General features: G+C 45.7%; 10 protein-coding genes and 1 riboswitch. Of the genes, 6 read left to right on the top strand and 4 right to left on the bottom strand.

Going from position 1 to position 16,875, the window contains the following annotated elements:
• Positions 1 to 211 precede the first annotated feature (211 nt).
• Both AAHF22_RS02445 and ade read right to left on the bottom strand, forming a co-directional pair.
• Complete coding sequence (locus tag AAHF22_RS02445; RefSeq protein WP_347323373.1) at positions 212 to 1,279, bottom strand: polysaccharide deacetylase family protein; 1,068 nt, start codon at positions 1,277 to 1,279, stop codon at positions 212 to 214.
• A 152-nt stretch (positions 1,280 to 1,431) separates the two neighbouring features.
• The gene (gene ade, locus AAHF22_RS02440) at positions 1,432 to 3,228 is read right to left on the bottom strand and encodes an adenine deaminase (RefSeq protein ID WP_347323372.1); all 1,797 of its coding nucleotides are present in this window, start codon (positions 3,226 to 3,228) and stop codon (positions 1,432 to 1,434) included.
• 176 nt (positions 3,229 to 3,404) lie between these two features.
• Positions 3,405 to 3,504, bottom strand: a riboswitch (purine riboswitch).
• 507 nt (positions 3,505 to 4,011) lie between these two features.
• On the opposite strand from ade, the gene AAHF22_RS02435 reads away from it, so the two are divergent.
• Positions 4,012 to 5,436: an NAD(P)-binding domain-containing protein gene (locus AAHF22_RS02435; RefSeq protein ID WP_347323371.1), complete on the top strand. Its 1,425-nt coding sequence runs from the start codon at positions 4,012 to 4,014 to the stop codon at positions 5,434 to 5,436.
• A 171-nt stretch (positions 5,437 to 5,607) separates the two neighbouring features.
• Positions 5,608 to 5,838, top strand: a complete 231-nt coding sequence (locus AAHF22_RS02430) for a hypothetical protein (protein ID WP_347323370.1) — start codon at positions 5,608 to 5,610, stop codon at positions 5,836 to 5,838.
• A 130-nt stretch (positions 5,839 to 5,968) separates the two neighbouring features.
• Here AAHF22_RS02430 and AAHF22_RS02425 read toward each other — a convergent pair whose 3' ends face one another.
• The gene (locus tag AAHF22_RS02425) at positions 5,969 to 7,879 is read right to left on the bottom strand and encodes a GDSL-type esterase/lipase family protein (RefSeq protein WP_347323369.1); all 1,911 of its coding nucleotides are present in this window, start codon (positions 7,877 to 7,879) and stop codon (positions 5,969 to 5,971) included.
• 189 nt (positions 7,880 to 8,068) lie between these two features.
• Between AAHF22_RS02425 and AAHF22_RS02420 the strand changes: the two genes are divergently transcribed.
• Entirely contained in the window at positions 8,069 to 10,312 is a 2,244-nt protein-coding gene (locus AAHF22_RS02420) for a helix-turn-helix domain-containing protein (RefSeq protein WP_347323368.1), read from the top strand.
• Between the two features lie 1,106 nt (positions 10,313 to 11,418).
• Here the strand turns inward: AAHF22_RS02420 and AAHF22_RS02415 are convergent.
• A complete protein-coding gene (locus tag AAHF22_RS02415; RefSeq protein ID WP_347323367.1) occupies positions 11,419 to 12,303 on the bottom strand; it encodes a carbohydrate ABC transporter permease in 885 nt (294 codons plus the stop codon).
• Positions 12,304 to 12,673: 370 nt separating this feature from the next.
• Here AAHF22_RS02415 and AAHF22_RS02410 point away from each other — a divergent pair, with 370 nt between their 5' ends.
• The 3 genes from AAHF22_RS02410 (at position 12,674) to AAHF22_RS02400 (ending at position 16,815) form a co-directional block, all read left to right on the top strand.
• Positions 12,674 to 13,555: an ABC transporter permease gene (locus AAHF22_RS02410; RefSeq protein WP_347323548.1), complete on the top strand. Its 882-nt coding sequence runs from the start codon at positions 12,674 to 12,676 to the stop codon at positions 13,553 to 13,555.
• 100 nt (positions 13,556 to 13,655) lie between these two features.
• Positions 13,656 to 15,167 (top strand): extracellular solute-binding protein, encoded by a 1,512-nt coding sequence (locus AAHF22_RS02405; protein ID WP_347323547.1) that lies wholly within the window; start codon positions 13,656 to 13,658, stop codon positions 15,165 to 15,167.
• Positions 15,168 to 15,297: 130 nt separating this feature from the next.
• On the top strand, positions 15,298 to 16,815 hold the full coding sequence (locus AAHF22_RS02400; RefSeq protein WP_347323366.1) for an extracellular solute-binding protein: 1,518 nt from the start codon (positions 15,298 to 15,300) through the stop codon (positions 16,813 to 16,815).
• The last annotated feature ends 60 nt before the right edge of the window (positions 16,816 to 16,875 follow it).

Here is a 16,875-nt window from a genome sequence, read left to right as displayed (position 1 = left end):
TCTTCTAGTGTTAGTGATTTCCTAACACGAGGTTCAATCGAAAGTGATTTTTGCAAAGCAAAATATCTTACCTCTTCCAAGCACGGGAATCTACCATTCATTTCTACTCCGTAGATTCCCGTGCGAGACCGGAGTCCGTCCCTTTATTCCTTCCCGGAGTGGTGCCTGTCTCATCCAAAACAATTTGCGTACACATCCAACACCCAAACCATTAACGATGAACATCCACCGAACGGATATCCTCACGTCCGCTATGCTGTACTTCATCTGGCAAGTACAGATTATGTCCAGGCTGTTTGTTTTCCCAATAGATCGAGGCAAACAGACGCTGTGGGCTGACGAGTGGTGAACCGCCATTAATGCGCGGGATTGCCAGCGGATTGTCGTTGCGAGAAGCTAGACCGAGTGTAGTCGTGAAGGCGTATTTGATGCCTGCATCTTTTACAACTTGCTCCACTTCCGGTGTGTACAAGCCATATGGATACGCAAACGAATCGACAGGACGTTTGTTCAGCGTTTTTAGTTGATCGATACAGGTAGCCAGATCACCGCTAATACGAGTGATGTACTCTCCCGGTGATTCCTTCACGCCATCTTTAACAAGCGGTGCGGTCAACGCATCGGTCGTCTCGCTTGTTTTGTAATGCAGATGGTTCGTATGAGGCTGCACTTCTGTATTCGGATCGGCAGCAAGCATACTCTGGATTTCCTGCCGGGTCATATGCGGCGTGTATACCATTGCTTTTTTGCTAAAGTCGCCAGTGATGACGAAGCTAACGCCAGAAATGCCACGTTCTTTCATAATCGGATACGCGGTTGTATAAAAGTTTTCGTAACCATCGTCAAATGTAACCAGAACGGCATTTTCCGGTACAGCAGCACCTTCCATAAAAGAACGGAACTGCTCTAATGTAATAAAATTCATACCTTTTGAACGTAAGAAATCAAGTTGAGCTGCGAACAAGTCCGGCGTAATAATATCGCCGCCTTTTTCTGTTGAACTCATATCGTGGTACATCAGTACCGCTACATGATCGTCATACAGCTTCGTTTTCGGAATGTGATTGAATTGCTCTACAGGTGGTAATTCACTTTCCGATAGTGGTGCTGGTGGAGAGGAAGCGTGATGCTCTGCTACAGGTGATTCTGCTTCTGTACGAGTCTGTGTGCCGAATACCTGTTCTAAAGGGCCGTTGTCCAGATACAATGCGAGAAAAACAGCCGCTCCACCCACGATAAACGCACCTAATGTGAGTAGTAGTGTTTTAAGCCATACCATTATTGCATTCCCCTTTGTTCGTTGTAATAGGAAAGTTTCTTAGATGTATATCGGTCAGGGGATATGCTGAGATTAGAGAGGCGAGCAACTTTAATTATCATTTGTAAAAAAATCCCTTATTCTGATAGCGATTAACTGTACTGTTCTCTATATTATGTCTGCGGCAATGAATGTGGCTGCTGTACAGCCTCTACAGAAATATGGCGCCCCGCTGCAAAATCAAACAATCCGAGATCGGTCAACTTGAGCGTTGGAATGACAGGCAACGCAAGGAAGGACAGCGTTAAAAATGGATCGAAATGCTGTGCCGCTCCAATCTGCTGGAGTGCGTGTTGAAGCTGCTGGAGCTGTATATACACCTGTTCATATGGAAGTTTGGATAATAGCCCACCAATCGATAATGGCAAAGACGCAAGCACTTGATCGCCAGCCACGACAGCAAGTCCGCCGCCCAGCTCGGTCACATGACGGATGGCCAGTAATAACTCTTCATCTGATGCACCCGCAGCAATTAGATTATGCGAATCGTGAGCCACGGTCGATACAATTGCTCCACACTTCAGCTCAAAACCTTTCACAATCGCACGTCCAATATGGCCGGTTCCTTGATGACGCTCTGCGACAACAAGCTTGAGCAAATCGCGCTCTATGGACGGTACGAAGTGACCGTTTGCAATATCTGCTCGTTCCAGTGCATGACGCGTAACGATCGATTGCGGAATAATTTCAATCACATTGCACAGTTCTGAGCTGAGCGGTAAGGCGAGATGTTGTGCTTCCAGTGGAGCCATATGACCGCGCGCAAGCGCCGCTGCACCAGTATCACGAGCCGAATTAGCATCACGAGCTGAAGCAGCCGCAGGGAATACGGATTCCTGTAAGTGCCGCTCGATCACTACAGCACGCCCCTGTTTATATACGCTGTGTATCGTTAGTTCCTCCAGATTGTCGAGCAGCACCAGATCAGCGATATAGCCGGGTGCAATCGCACCGCGATCCCGTAGACCGAAGCATTCCGCCGTATTGAGTGTTGCCATCTGAATAGCGGTAACAAGAGGAAGACCATAACGAATCGCTAACCGCACATTATGATCGACACTACCTTCATCCAGTAGATCGTCGGTTAACTTATCATCGGTGACAAATACACAGCGACGTGCATTATAGGGTGTGACAGCTGGTAAAATCGCTTCGAGATCTTTGGTCGCCGTTCCTTCGCGAATCATCACATACATACCGCGTGCCAGCCGCTGCTTTGCTTCCTCGGCGTTAATACATTCATGATCGGTACGAATGCCTGCTGCTGCATACACGTCAAGTTGATCGGCAGCGATGCCGGCTGCATGGCCGTCGATTCGTTTACTATAGGCATGAGCTGAGGCAAGCTTATCCACCATATCAGGATCGGCTCCAGCCAGTGCACCATAATCCATCACCTCTGCCAGACCGAGTACACGCGGGTGATTATAAAATGGCTCTAAATCCGCTGCGGTCAAATGTGCCGCACAGCTCTCAAATGAAGTCGCTGGCACACAGGAAGGAAGCATAACAAATTGATCCATCGGTAAGCCTTCCGATTGCTCCAGCATATAACGAATACCTTCAACCCCTGCAACGCTCCCAATTTCATGCGGATCGGTAATGACGCTTGTTACGCCATGCTGTAGCACGACTCTGGCAAATTCCTTTGGGGATAGCAGTGAACTTTCAATATGCACATGTCCATCGATCAGTCCGGGAATAATCCATTTGCCATTTGCCTCGATAATCTCTTTACCTTCATAGCTTCCAATCCCAGCGATCACGCCATCCACGATGGCGATATCCGCCTCCATTATTTCTCCACTGAACACATTGACGATTTGCCCGCCACGGATGACCAGATCGGCAGACTGATGGTGAGCAGCGACTTCGATTCTACGGGTTAATGCAGCTTGATTCCATTGCATAGCACACACTCCTCTGATAGAAATTAGTTTGTCCGACTGGCTGTCATGCGGCATGACATGTAACGGGATCAGCAATCATTCAGAAATAGCCACAAATGGTTAGCATGTCCATACTAGTAATCTATACCAGTAATTCTGAATGCAAAAATCCCGATCACAAAAAAATGCATGACAGACAGACGGCAGCATTTTTTCGTAATCAGGAGTTTACGGTTCCTGGTAGAGACCCCCGGCCCATATTATCGGGGTTATACGAAAGACAGTTATGCGTACAACGATATGACCTACATAAGAATAAATTAGCATTATTTTAGAGGAAACAGAATCAATTGGCAAGCATAAGTTATTTTTTATTACATCAATCGCAGGTTTATTCGTTTTATCATACAAATCATAGTTTTAATTTTGGATGACATGACAATAAAATTAACATATACTATCGAAAATAAAACGAATATCGCTATAATGGGAATAATTCAAGACAGGCTGAATACAGTTTGATGATAAAACATATTTCAAAATGAATGGATGCAGTGAGTGCATAAAATAGTTTTTAAAATGGGAAAAGACTCCTTCCGCGTAGAAATTATCAATGTATAGAGTGAGCTGTGGCGATCCATATACGATGCGATGCCTATGCTGAATGAGTAATAAAAATGAACAATAAATACATGATGAATGATCATGGAATAAGTATTAAATGAATAACATCTATGTGATTTAATATGACACAATATTACCTGCTTTTTATAATCTATGCTACAAACGAAAGGTATGAGGGCTATGAGTTTGGAAATGTTGAATACACGAGTGAAACAGGATTTGGCTTATCTCGCTTATGGTGGAGCGGACTGGGTGCGTCCGGTAGAGCATCCGGAAGGCCATGTATATGATGTGGTCATCATTGGTGGTGGACAAAGTGGACTTGCCGCCGCATTTGGGCTATTACGTGAGCGTATATCGAATATTCTCGTACTTGATGAAAATGCAGAAGGACAGGAAGGTCCGTGGGAAACGTATGCGCGTATGGTAACACTGCGTACCCCGAAGCATCTAACTTCAGTCGATCTGGGCATTCCTTCATTGACCTTTCGCTCCTGGTGGGAAGCGCAGACCGGACAAGCAGGCTGGGAAAAAGTAGACAAAATTCCGCGTGGAGACTGGATGAATTATTTGCGCTGGTATCGCCGTGTGCTCGATCTGCCTGTTGTAAATGACACCACATTAAAGCTGATTGAGCCGCTGGAGCAAGGTGTTCATCGTTTGCATCTGGAAGGGGGAGGTGCTCCATCTAGTGTAGTGTTAGCACGTAAAGTTGTGCTGGCAACGGGGATTCAAGGTGGTGGAGAATGGCATGTACCGCCAATAGTTGCGGAACATCTGCCTGCTCATCTCTATGCACACACATCGAAGACGATTGATTTTGATACGCTAAAAGGGAAAAAGATCGCTGTGCTTGGTGGAGGTGCGTCTGCTTTTGATAATGCGAACTATGCGCTCACGGAAGGGGTGGCGGAGGCGCATGTATTTGTACGACGGGAAGTGCTGCCAAGCGTGAATCCGATTCGGCAGATGGAAGTGTCGGGGATGATCGAACGTTTCCACGCTCTGAACGATGAGGAGAAGTATAGGACGATCTCCCATTTCTTCAAATTTAATCAGCCTCCGACCAATGATACATTTGAGCGTGCAGCCGCATGGCCGGGATTCCAGCTGCATCTTGGATCGCCGTGGTTGAATGTAGAGCAGCATGGAGAAGGTGCCATCGTCACTACGCCACATGGACAGTTTTATTTTGATTTTCTGATTGTGAGTACAGGGCTGCTCAGTGATCCAGCGCTTCGTCCAGAGCTTCAGCTTGTAGCTGATTATATTGCACGCTGGAAGGATCGATACGTAGCGCCTGCTGAGATAGCCAATGAGCTGCTGGATGCGCATCCTTACTTGAGTCCAGGCTTTGCTTTTCAAAGTCGTAGTGAGCAGGGGGAGAAGCTGCTGCATGGTCTATTTGTGTTTAACTATTCGGCGCTGGCAAGCTGTGGTCTATCGGCTTCCGCCATCTCCGGCACCAAAAATGCTGTACCTAAGCTCGTAACAGCGATAGCGGATCAATTATTTTTGGATGATAAACAGGAAATTTTGAGTCGTTTCCTTGCATATAATGAACCGGAGTTTGTAGGTCGTTGGCCTAAGGTGGTGCAGGCTTAATTGAAGAACTGAGTTAAGGACGGCATCGTTTAGCGAGGGAAGACGATAGTATAATTGTTTAGAAAAAGTATGATTGTTTAGCAAAAGATGAGTAGATCATTGGTTACAGATTGGACATATGGTTTAGAGACGAATGGGATATAAAATAAAACAGGGTTTTCTTGCTCACGTATGGTGGCGAAGCGAGAAAACCCTGTTTGCTATGATGTTAGTCTGCTAGGTTTGTTAACTAGCATGAGTTTGCTTTGTTCAGGAGTGGTCGTCACACTTGTGCAGTTGCAGTTGCAGTTGCAGTTGCAGTTGCAGTTGCAGTTGCAGTTGCAGTTGCAGTTGCAGTTGCAGTTGCAGTTGCAGTTGCAGTTGCAGTTGCAGTTGCAACTCTATAATTACATCGTACCTTGACCGAGCTTAATTTTAACTTTAAATCTGCTTCCAGTGCTGAAATATAGCCATACGAACACACAATAAGAGTTGGAATTTAATATGATTAAACTATGAAGATAGTGAACGTATTAAGATAGGCGAGCAATCTTTAAATGAGTGGATAGGAGTGATCAGGCGGTACGTCCTTTTCTGGTAATAACAGCTTTGCCAGCTCGGTTAGCTGTGGATGCTGACGAATTGCCTGGACAGCCAGGCGCGCTATATAGTGTGCACCGTATTCGGAGAAATGCGTATTATCGCTAACACCATCAGGATAATTTGGATGTGCGCCGGTACGTAGATGCATAAATAAACGCAAGGACTGTTGCTCACCGAGTTGACGATATAACTGTTGACTGTGCTGAAATAAATCCACGAGTGGTGTATCCGTCTCTACTGCGACCTCCCGCATCGCTTCGGGATACGGACCAAGTGCGTGAGGATCAAGCTGCCCATTTTCCAAATATAGACGGCGACTGACCGAAGTGAGCAGTACAGGAAATGCACCTTTAGCACGAGCCGTATCGATATATTGTCGTAGAAAATGGCGATAATCCCGCGCTGGATCAGCGTAGCGCGTCGGATCTTCTGCCTTGCTGTCATTATGACCAAACTGAATCAACAAATAATCGCCAGTTTGGAGCTGATCCGCTACATATTGCAAACGTCCTTCTGTAATAAAAGAACGCGTGCTTCGTCCGTTGACCGCATGGTTATGAAGCGCTATACCAGGCCGCATATCATGGCCCACATATTCACCCCAACCGCTCATCGGTTTCTCGGTTGCCCCTTTGATCGCAGCAGTAGAATCGCCTACTAGATGTATAGCAGGTAAGACAGAGGTAACATCTGCTGGTGTATGTATTGCTGCAATTGTATAATTGCTCGAACTCGAACTCGAACTCGAACTCGAACTCGAACTCGAACTCGAACTCGGAACAGAAACCTCGGTAATCAACGTTTGCTCGTTCACCGCCTCATTTACATATCCATGACGTTGCAGCCAGCGGGCGGCAAGTTCAGTCCATATGCCGCAATACGGATGATCCTCAGCCAATCCCAAACCGTGTCGTCCCTGCTGGAACACATGCAGTTCATGTTCAATACCAGCCGCTGTTAATGCTCCAGCCATAGATAAACTATTTTGTACAGGTACGCTTGTATCATCTGCACTTGACCAGATAAAAGAAGGGGGAGTACGTTCATCGACCTGACAGTCTGGCGAGTACAGGCAGATTTGTTCTATACTCGGTTGAGTGCCAAGCAGGAACTGTCGGCTTCCCTGATGCACATAAGGATCGTTCATCGTAATGACGGGGTAAGCGAGCAGCAGCAGATTGGGACGGATCGTACCTAACGTGGCAGTAAGTGCAGCCAGATGTCCGCCAGCCGAGAAGCCGATTAATCCGATACGATCCGGCAGCACATGCCAGCCGATCTCAGTTCTCTGTTGTTGGACGGCTTGCAGTGCTGCTTCGACCTGCTTCATAAGCAGCTGTGGCTGAATGACAGGCGCTTCCGCTTGTCTGGTAGCTTGTTCTGTAGTAGCTGTATGAGCATCCTGAGCTACAGTGTCATTCTCGATAGGATGCAGAGTGGAACAAGGCTCCATCTGTTGTTCGTAATCGGAGTACGTATCGTAATGCAATACCGCTGCGTGAATACCAAGTCCATTGAGCCAGCGTGCAATCGGTGCGCCTTCGTGTTCTGCCAGATGATGATAGCCACCGCCTGGCAATATAACGATACACGGACGTGCTGTAGCATTTGTGAGGGAGACCGGATAAAGTACCAGTTGGGCTAGTTTATGATCAGGTTTGGATATTGCGTGAGCTGAGTGATGGGGTATAGGTGAGGAGTTATTTGTATCGATTGTATACTTATGCTGTGGCTGAACGGGTATTCCGTTCAGCATGAGCGTGCTCTGTGAGTTGGTTTCGCTTCTGCTATCAAAGATTTGTGTGAAACGATTACTGTCTGTACATATTTCCGAATCGAGTGTAATGTGCAAAATCGACATGGTCGTCAGCTCCTTTGCCGGATAATGGTAACCCTAAATCAAAAATAAGGGTTGGCCAAACTGTTTTTGTTAAAGAAATCCTTAACATCCATAATATGAAAAGGGTATAATAGTTCTTGTCCACTGCGATCGACTCACGCATAATAAAGAAAAGTATGAAGCTGATGACTGAACCAATGGGGGAAAATGATGAAAAAAGGGATTATGTTTTATAAGATATTTATTCCTATTTTAGTGCTTGGCATTGGTTTGTCGATTAGCTTCGGTATTTACATCTATTTCAGCACCGTGCATTCGGTTACGGATAGCATCGCGACCAACAAGCAGACGTACATGATGCAAATGCGCAACAATGTGGAGCAAAAGATACGTACTATTGAATACGCTTTCAATACATATAGCACAACGAGTTCGTTTAGTGAAGTGGTGAATAACCCGATTACCGAGCGTGACTTTATCGCTTATCGGGATGTGAACACTCAGCTCAATTATATCGCCACGATGGGGCTGGATGGTGCCAAATATTCTCTGATCAGTCTCAATCAAAACTGGCAAATTTCCAGCGGGCGCTTGACCCATTTAACCGCTCCGCAGCGCGAGCAGCTGTATCGGGAATATGTAGACAGTCAGGATCAGAGCCTGTTCTGGGTGAAGACCGATTCGGGTATCCGATTTGTAAACACATTGCCGGTTTTCTCTACACGTAAGCAGGCGATTGCGCTATCCGATATTTCAGCGGATACGTTGAATCGCACGCTGCATACGGAGGACAATTCGCCTGTGTTTATTTTGAATCGGCAGGGTGAACTCATGTATGATACTGGCAACAATGCTAATGTGCTCGCAAATGGGCGGGTGCAAGAGCTACCGGGCACGATTGGCAATGACCAGTCGGTTGGTATGCTGACGCTAGATGATGAAGCAAACAAGCCTGTACAGCTTATTTATGCCAAATCTGCTTATAACAACTGGGTCTATTTCACGGTACTGGACCCGGCTGAAATCGCTGCTGCGCTGCAAACGACACGTTATGGTTTAATTGCGATCGAGCTGGTGCTGATTTTGCTAATTGTGATGGTCGCTTACGGGATTGCACTTTATTTTACAAAGCCGATTCAGCAAATTCGCCATAGCTTGCCAACGGCTGCACATGTGCAGTCCAAAAATGAAATCGAATGGATTTTGTCGTCTATCAATCATATTTTGACCGAAAAGCAAAGTTTGGAAACGTTAATTGAAGCGGAACAACCGCAATTGGAGACGCAGCTTGTGCTTAATCTGTTCCGCAACCGGATCAAGGCAGATGAATTGGAAGGTCAACTAGCACGTCTCGGCTACAGTAGACTGGATGGACGTCATTATGTCACGATGCTTGTGCAGCTCGATAATTTGGGCAAACGTAGTGTCGCTGATCGCGATGTGCTCATGCTCGCCATGAACAAAATTGCCGAAGAACTCATTCCAGCAGAGCAGCGGCTATTACCGATCATTTTGAACGATGATACACAGGCAACAATTCTTATGTTCTCTGATCTAAATGAGCAGGAGATTCGCAAGCAGGTGATCGCATATGCGAAGCTCATGGTGCGTAGTGTGCGTGACTATCTCAAACTGTCGGTTAGTGTAGGCATTAGCCGCACGTATGACAGTCTGCTGTCCAGTAAAGAAGCGGTGGAGATGAGTAAACAGGCGTTGCACCAGCGACTGAATCTGGGTAAGGAATCGATTATCTTTTATGAAGATATTTCGAATGTGGTCTCCGGACCTGTCCTGCTGCATTATCCGACAGAGCTGGAAGCAAGACTGTTCGATGCGATTCGGCTTGGTGATGAAGAGCAAGTATCCTCCAGTTTGTATCCGCTTATGGCTGCATTCATGAAAAAAAGTCGCCATTCGATGGATCTGGAAGTGATGCTGGTGCGACTGGTCAACAATCTGATTCAACTGGAACAGCTACTCGGTTTGGAGGTGCTGCTGACCAGAGATAATCAGGCGCTATATCATCGTTTGCTTAGCATTCGCAACCCGGAAGAGGTTGAGCGTATTTTGGTGGAGCAGGTTATTTTCCCCATGGTACGCAGTATGAAGGAGAAGACGAGCGAGCAATTCCGCTGTCTCTCCGAAACGATTGCGGATATCGTGCGCCAGGAATACGATCGCGAGCTGTCACTAGAGATGATTGGCGATCGCTTGCATTATAATCCGAACTACCTGAGCAGCATTTTCAAAAAAGAATACGGCACGACCTTCAGCGACTACCTGATGAGCTATCGCCTGGAAATGGCGAAAAAATGGCTGACCGAAACCGATCAAACCATCAAAGAAATCGCCGAGCGACTGCAATATCATAATCCCCAAAACTTCATCCGCTCATTCCGCAAAAAAGAGCAGGTTACTCCGGGGACGTATCGTAAAATGAGGCAGATGACTTGATTCGACTGTCCAAGCTCCTATGCCTGATAAACCTAACCATTAATCTAAGGCATGCCCGCAAACTTGTTTCATAATGCTTCAACCACTCCAGGAAGGAATAAGGGGACGGACTCCCGTCTCGCACAGGAATCTACAGAGTTAGAAGTACATTGTAGATTCCCATGCTCAAAAGTCGTCCTTACCCCTTATTTCCTTCCTTCCGTTCTGTGCGGTGTGCATCCATATAAGTTTGCTTGAATCCTTAGTTAATCTAAATACCAAACATAAAACACCATACATTAATATTCAGCTACTCCATTTCAAATTAACATTTACGAATATCGGGTATTATACACACACTTTATACCGCCAGATGATGTTTTATAAAGAGTTCCTAATATCAAAGCAAGTTTAGAGTCATATATTAGAAGTAATAATCGATAAATAACAGTTTAATAATTCGGTAGATAGCACTTCGCAAATGGTAAGCCATGAATGATGATTGATAAATAGCAGGTAATGCAGCAAAGAAGCTTTACTGTAAGCTAAACTACAATAAACCATATAATGCTACAAACTAAAAGGATTACTCCTATGCAGTGCATCTCATACGGGCACATTCAATTTAAAAGATGTGGATGCTCGCAAAAGTTACAATCTAACTCGAAAATGTGCAGATGAAATTTTGATTCCAGACATCGAATTACGTAGACTCAGATAGTTGTAGTTGTAGTTGTAGTTGTAGTTGTAGTTGTAGTTGTAGTTGTAGTTGTAGTTGTAGTTGTAGTTGTAGTTGTAGTCTATGATCTAATACTCTTGCTGCGACAAGCACAGAACGGAGGAAGGGAAATAAAGGGAAAGGACGATTTACCGTGTTAGTGATTTCCTAACACGAGGTTCAATGAAAAGTGATTTTTGCAAAGCAAAATATCTTACTGCTTTGGAGGGGCGGGAATCTTCATTCCTTCCTAATCTAAAAGATTCCCGCGGCTCCACTGAGTCCGTCCCCTTATTCCTTTTTGGAGTGGGGTACCTTTCCCACAGTAGTGTAACTCCCAGCAAACAAGCGGTTTCTTTCGTCACACTCACCTGATCTATTACAGCTCAGCATCAACTACAACCCAGCATCAACCCTTAACCGCACCCAACAAAGCACCCTTCGTAAAATGCTTCTGCACAAAAGGATACGCAATCAGCATCGGCACCGTCGCGACAACGATAACTGCCATTTTAATCGTCTGTGCTGGCGGAATCACGTCAACTGAGCTGCCTTCTGCTTGCATGCCGCTCGAAACGATAACGATCTGGCGCAGCAATACTTGAATCGGCCATTTGGTGGAGTCATTCAGGTATAGAATCGCATTCATATACGTGTTCCAGTACGTAACCGCATAGAACAGGGAGATCGTAGCAATCGAAGGCAGCGCCAGTGGCAGCATAATTTTGAAAAATACACCAAAATCATTACAGCCATCGATCTTTGCGGATTCTTCCAAACTTTCCGGCAGTGCCTGGAAAAAGTTACGCATAATAATGAGGTTAAAGGCATTGATGGCAACCGGCAGAATCATTGACCAGTAGGAGTCGATCAGACCGACACTTTTTACAATAAGAAAGGTTGGGATCATTCCGCCACTGAATAGCATCGAGAAGACCACGATAAAGTTAATCGCATTACGTCCAGCCAGATATTTGCGAGACAGACCGTAGGCCATAAATGCGGTCAGTGCCATACTGACGAGTGTACCGACCAGCGTTGTACCAATAGATACGCCTAAGCCTCTAAACATCGTCGGCGTGGATAAAATGTAGCGATACGCATCCAGTGAAAAGGTAGTCGGAAACAAAATGAACTTTTTCGATACGACTTCTTGTGTGGAAGCGAATGAACTGGCGATAACGTTTACAAAAGGTAGCAGACAGGCAAGAGCAATCAGAATCAATAAAGTGTTATTTACGATAGTGAAGACTTTGCTCCCTAGCGTTGTGTCTTTACGTAATGTCTGTTCCATGCACGTGAACCTCCTTAGTGATCTTATACTTCTTCACTGTACCAGTCTCCTGGTGTTCCGTATATAATCAGGTGCCCACATCATCGGTGAAATGACGGCTGAATCGGACATGATCATTAGCTCACAGTATAATCATCAGATAAGATGCGAGCCAAGAAAACGTTGATATATCAATATTTTGCAAACGCTATCATGAGATGATTATATACGGAATGACTAGCCTGTTCTAAGCTTAGACACGTAAGCGAGAATGTGCAAAGGAGGCTGCGAGCCGGTGAAGATGTCGAACGAAATGAAACTAGCTGATGCTGCTGCACTGGGGCTGGAACAAGACAAAAAAGCGGTCAAAAAGAAAGGCCGCTACGGTATTATGCGCAACAAATTTTTGTATTTAATGATTTTGCCTGGCTTCATTTATTTTGTTATTTTCAAGTATTTACCGATGGGTGGCCTGATCATTTCCTTTCAGGATTACCAGCCGTATCTCGGTATCTCTGACAGTCCCTGGGTAGGCATGAAGCATTTTGTTCGCCTGTTTACCGAACCTACCTTCTTTATGTTATTAAGTAATACGCTCATTCTATTTGCGCTTAATATCGTCATTTTCTTCCCGTTACCGATTATATTAGCGCTCATGCTCAATGAAGTACGGCATCGTTATTTTAAAAATGCAATCCAGACAATTATCTACATCCCTCACTTTATGTCCTGGGTGATTATCGTATCTATTACTTATGTCTTTCTAACGGTTGACGGTGGTGTCGTGAATGAGATGCTGGCGGCGATCGGATTACCGAAGATCAGCTTCCTAACCTCACCAGAATGGTTGCGCACGATGTATATGGCACAGATCATCTGGAAAGAGCTGGGCTGGTCGACGATCATCTATCTGGCAGCCATTACGGTTGTCGATACACAATTGTACGAAGCCGCGGAGATGGACGGTGCTGGACGCTGGCGCAAAACATGGCATGTTACTCTACCCGCTATTCGTCCGGTTATTATTACCCTGCTTATTTTGAAAATTGGGAGCACGCTCGATCTGGGCTTTGAGCATATGTATCTGCTGCTCAATTCGCTCAACCGCGAAGTAGCCGAAATTTTCGATACGTACATCTATACCGCGGGTTTGAAAAATGGTCAGCTTAGCTTTAGTACCGCAGTCGGTTTGTTTAAAGGATTGGTCGGTCTTGTTCTGATCATGCTAGCCAATCGCCTCGCCAAAAAATTCGGTGAAGACGGCGTATATTAAGTACATTTTACGTATATCAAATACAATTCACGTAGCTGAAGCACATTTCCAATTCGCCAATTTGAGTACATTCCAATTCAAAGGGGATTTACGTATGCACATGAAAACGAAAAAGAGATGGAATCTGGCATTAATCGCAAGCCTCGCGCTGGCGACGGTACTGTCCGGCTGTGGCAATGGCAGTGAAACCGAAGCCAATCAAACGTATGATCCAAACTCCAAGCTGGAATTTACCTGGCTGAACATTTTGCATACGGCTTCACCGCCGACCGATGTGATCAAGAACAAGCTGGAAGCGTATACGAATTCTAAAATCAACTTTAGCTGGGTGCCGGATGCTTCCAAAGAAGAGCGTATTACGACCGCGCTTGCTTCCGGCCAGCTTGCCGATGTGGTCACGATCACGATGATGACCAACTCCACTGTACGTAACTCGCTCAAATCCGGTCTGTTCTGGGATGTGGGTCCTTATCTGGACAGCTATCCGAATTTGAAAAAGATTCCACAGGAAGTGCGAACGGCCGCTTCGATCGAAGGTCATTTGTACGGCGTACCGTTTCAGAAAAATATGGCGCGTTCCGGTCTGATTTTGCGTAAAGACTGGCTCGATAAGCTTGGTTTGGAAGTGCCAAAAACGCTAGATGAATTGTATAATGTCGCACGTGCGTTTACCGAAGATGACCCGGACGGCAATGGCAAAAACGACACAACCGGATTCGGCGATCGTTCCGATCTGCGTTATAGCAGCTTCAAAACGCTTAGTTCTTACTTTGGTACGCCTAACGGTTGGGCAGTGGATGAGAACGGCAAATTCACACCGGAGTTCGATACGCCGCAGTATATGGACACCCTGCAATATTCACGTAAGCTGTATGAAAATGGCTACCTAACTCGTGACTTTGCGGTGACGGCGAAGACCGATCAGCAGCAACAATTCGCTCAGGGACGTACAGGAATCTATACGGGTATGGTCGATATCGCTAGTCTGGAAAATATGTCGCAGGGCTTGCAGAAAGGCATGGAACTCGTGCCGGTCAACAAAATTTCCAATGGCGATGGTAAATATCATGTATGGTCGGAAGGCAGCGGTGTTGGCGGATTGCTCGCATTCCCGAAATCCGAAGTGAAATCCGAAGCCGAACTGAAACGACTGCTACAATTTGTAGACAAGCTGCTCGATCAAGAAGCATTTATGTATATGACAGGCGGTATTGAAGGCGAACATTACAAAATCGATGAAGACGGTTCATTCAAAATTACGAATCAGGACAAATGGCAGGCTGATGTACAACCATTCGCTGCTTCCCGTCCAAGTGAAGTGACATATAAGCTGAAAGATTCCAACCCACGTAAACAAATGGCTAACGATCTCATACAGGAAAATGACCAGTATGCTGTGCTTGATCCAACGGTTCCACTGGATTCCCAGACGAATAACGAACAGGGCACCGAGTTGCAAAAGATCGTTACGGACGCGACATTCCGCTACATTATGGGCGAGCTGGACGATACAGGCTTCAAACAGGCGGTACAAAGCTGGAAAGATGCAGGTGGAACACGTATTACGGAAGAATATGAATCCGCTTACAAAACGAGTCAGGGCAAGTCCTAATCATTCATACATTCATCCTAATCCTAAATGTATACTACATCCTACCCAGTCATAAGCAATTACAGCCAAACTATAGTCGTTTTGCCCACGGTATCATTCATAACCGATATGTTGAGAGGAGCATGAACGGATGAAAAAGGAACGACAGATTGCGATGAAACGACTGGCTGCCGTGATGGTGAGCAGTGCAATTGCATTGACTGCTTGTGGCGGACAGGGCGCATCCTCTGGTGAATATGACGCGAACTCAAAAGCAACGATTACGTGGCTGAACATTTTGCACACGGCTTCTCCGCCGACCGATACGATTTTGAATAAGCTAGAGGAGAAAACGAATTCCGAGCTTACCTTTTCGTGGATTCCGGATGCTTCTAAGGAAGAGCGCATCAATACGGCACTGGCATCCGATTCGCTAGCCGATATCGTTACCTTAACGATGCTGGATAATTCGTCAGTACGTAATTCGCTCAAATCCGGTCTGTTCTGGGAAGTGGAGCCTTATTTGAAAGACTATCCAAACCTCGCCAAAATATCGCCGGAGACGATCAAATCGGCATCGATTGGCGGCAAGCTGTACGGTATTCCGTTTCAAAAAGATCTGGCGCGTAACGGTGTTACCTTACGCAAAGACTGGCTCGACAAATTAGGATTGGATGTGCCGAAGACGACGGATGAGCTGATGGAAGTGGCACGTGCGTTTACCGAGGATGATCCAGATGGTAACGGGCAGGACGATACGACCGGCTTTGTAGATCGCAATGATCTCGTATACGGGGCTTTCAAAACGCTTGGTTCTTATTTTGGTACACCGAATAACTGGCAGGTGAGCGCAGACGGCAAAATGATACCAGAATTTATGACCGATGGCTACATGAAAACGATGAACTATATGAAGCAGCTGTATGATAAAGGCTATATGAATAAAGACTTTGCCGTTACTGCCAAAACCGATCAGCAGCAAAAGTTTGCGCAGGGCAAAGCAGGCATTTATGTAGGCGCTCTGTTCGATAGCAAAAACCTGCTCAATATGTCTAAAGGCGTACAGGACAATATGCAGCTGGTGATGGCGAACGATATTACATCGACTGGCAAGGAAAGCGATCGTGCGATCTGGGCAGCTAACAATGGAATCGGCGGTTTGCTGGCATTCCCACGTACCGAGGTGAAAGATGAAGCGCAGTTAAAGCGAATTTTGCAATTCGTAAACGATCTGCTGGATGAAGATTCCTATGCACTGATGACCTACGGTATTGAAGGTACACACTATACAGTGGATGACAAGGATGCGGCAACGATTACGAATACCGATCTATGGCAACAGGAAGTACAGCCATTTGCAGCAAGTCGTCCTAAAGAGAGCGGCTTTCAAATTCATGATGCCGATCCACTCAAGCAGCAGGCAGATAAAATGATCGCAGATAACGCCAATTATGCGGTACTAAACCCAGCGTATTCGCTTGATTCCGAAACATACAATACACAGGGTTCGGAGCTGCAAAAAATTATTACAGACGCGACGTACAAATACATTCTCGGCGAAATTGATGCAGCAGGCTTCAAACAAGCGCTGGAAACATGGCGAAATTCTGGTGGTAACAGCATTATTGCCGAATATGAGGCAGCGTACAAGCAAACACAGGGCAAATGATTCAATCATTGATATCTGACATTAACATCTGACATTAATATCTGAGCTTAGTCGACATTC

Origin of the sequence: Paenibacillus wenxiniae (assembly GCF_039822605.1) — a bacterium.
GTDB classification, from domain to species: Bacteria; Bacillota; Bacilli; order Paenibacillales; family Paenibacillaceae; genus Saccharibacillus; species Saccharibacillus wenxiniae.
Note: the sequence above shows the minus strand (reverse complement) of the source record. Positions and strands in the feature narration are given on the sequence as shown.

What these genes read in the sequence shown, in the direction of transcription:
- AAHF22_RS02435 (WP_347323371.1), top strand. Translation starts at nt 4,012, where the DNA reads ATGAGTTTGGAAATGTTGAATACACGAGTGAAACAGGATTTGGCTTAT.
- AAHF22_RS02445 (WP_347323373.1), bottom strand. Translation starts at nt 1,279, where the DNA reads ATGGTATGGCTTAAAACACTACTACTCACATTAGGTGCGTTTATCGTG.
- AAHF22_RS02415 (WP_347323367.1), bottom strand. Translation starts at nt 12,303, where the DNA reads ATGGAACAGACATTACGTAAAGACACAACGCTAGGGAGCAAAGTCTTC.
- AAHF22_RS02405 (WP_347323547.1), top strand. Translation starts at nt 13,656, where the DNA reads ATGAAAACGAAAAAGAGATGGAATCTGGCATTAATCGCAAGCCTCGCG.
- AAHF22_RS02400 (WP_347323366.1), top strand. Translation starts at nt 15,298, where the DNA reads ATGAAAAAGGAACGACAGATTGCGATGAAACGACTGGCTGCCGTGATG.
- ade (WP_347323372.1), bottom strand. Translation starts at nt 3,228, where the DNA reads ATGCAATGGAATCAAGCTGCATTAACCCGTAGAATCGAAGTCGCTGCT.
- AAHF22_RS02410 (WP_347323548.1), top strand. Translation starts at nt 12,674, where the DNA reads ATGCGCAACAAATTTTTGTATTTAATGATTTTGCCTGGCTTCATTTAT.
- AAHF22_RS02425 (WP_347323369.1), bottom strand. Translation starts at nt 7,879, where the DNA reads ATGTCGATTTTGCACATTACACTCGATTCGGAAATATGTACAGACAGT.
- AAHF22_RS02430 (WP_347323370.1), top strand. Translation starts at nt 5,608, where the DNA reads ATGGTGGCGAAGCGAGAAAACCCTGTTTGCTATGATGTTAGTCTGCTA.
- AAHF22_RS02420 (WP_347323368.1), top strand. Translation starts at nt 8,069, where the DNA reads ATGAAAAAAGGGATTATGTTTTATAAGATATTTATTCCTATTTTAGTG.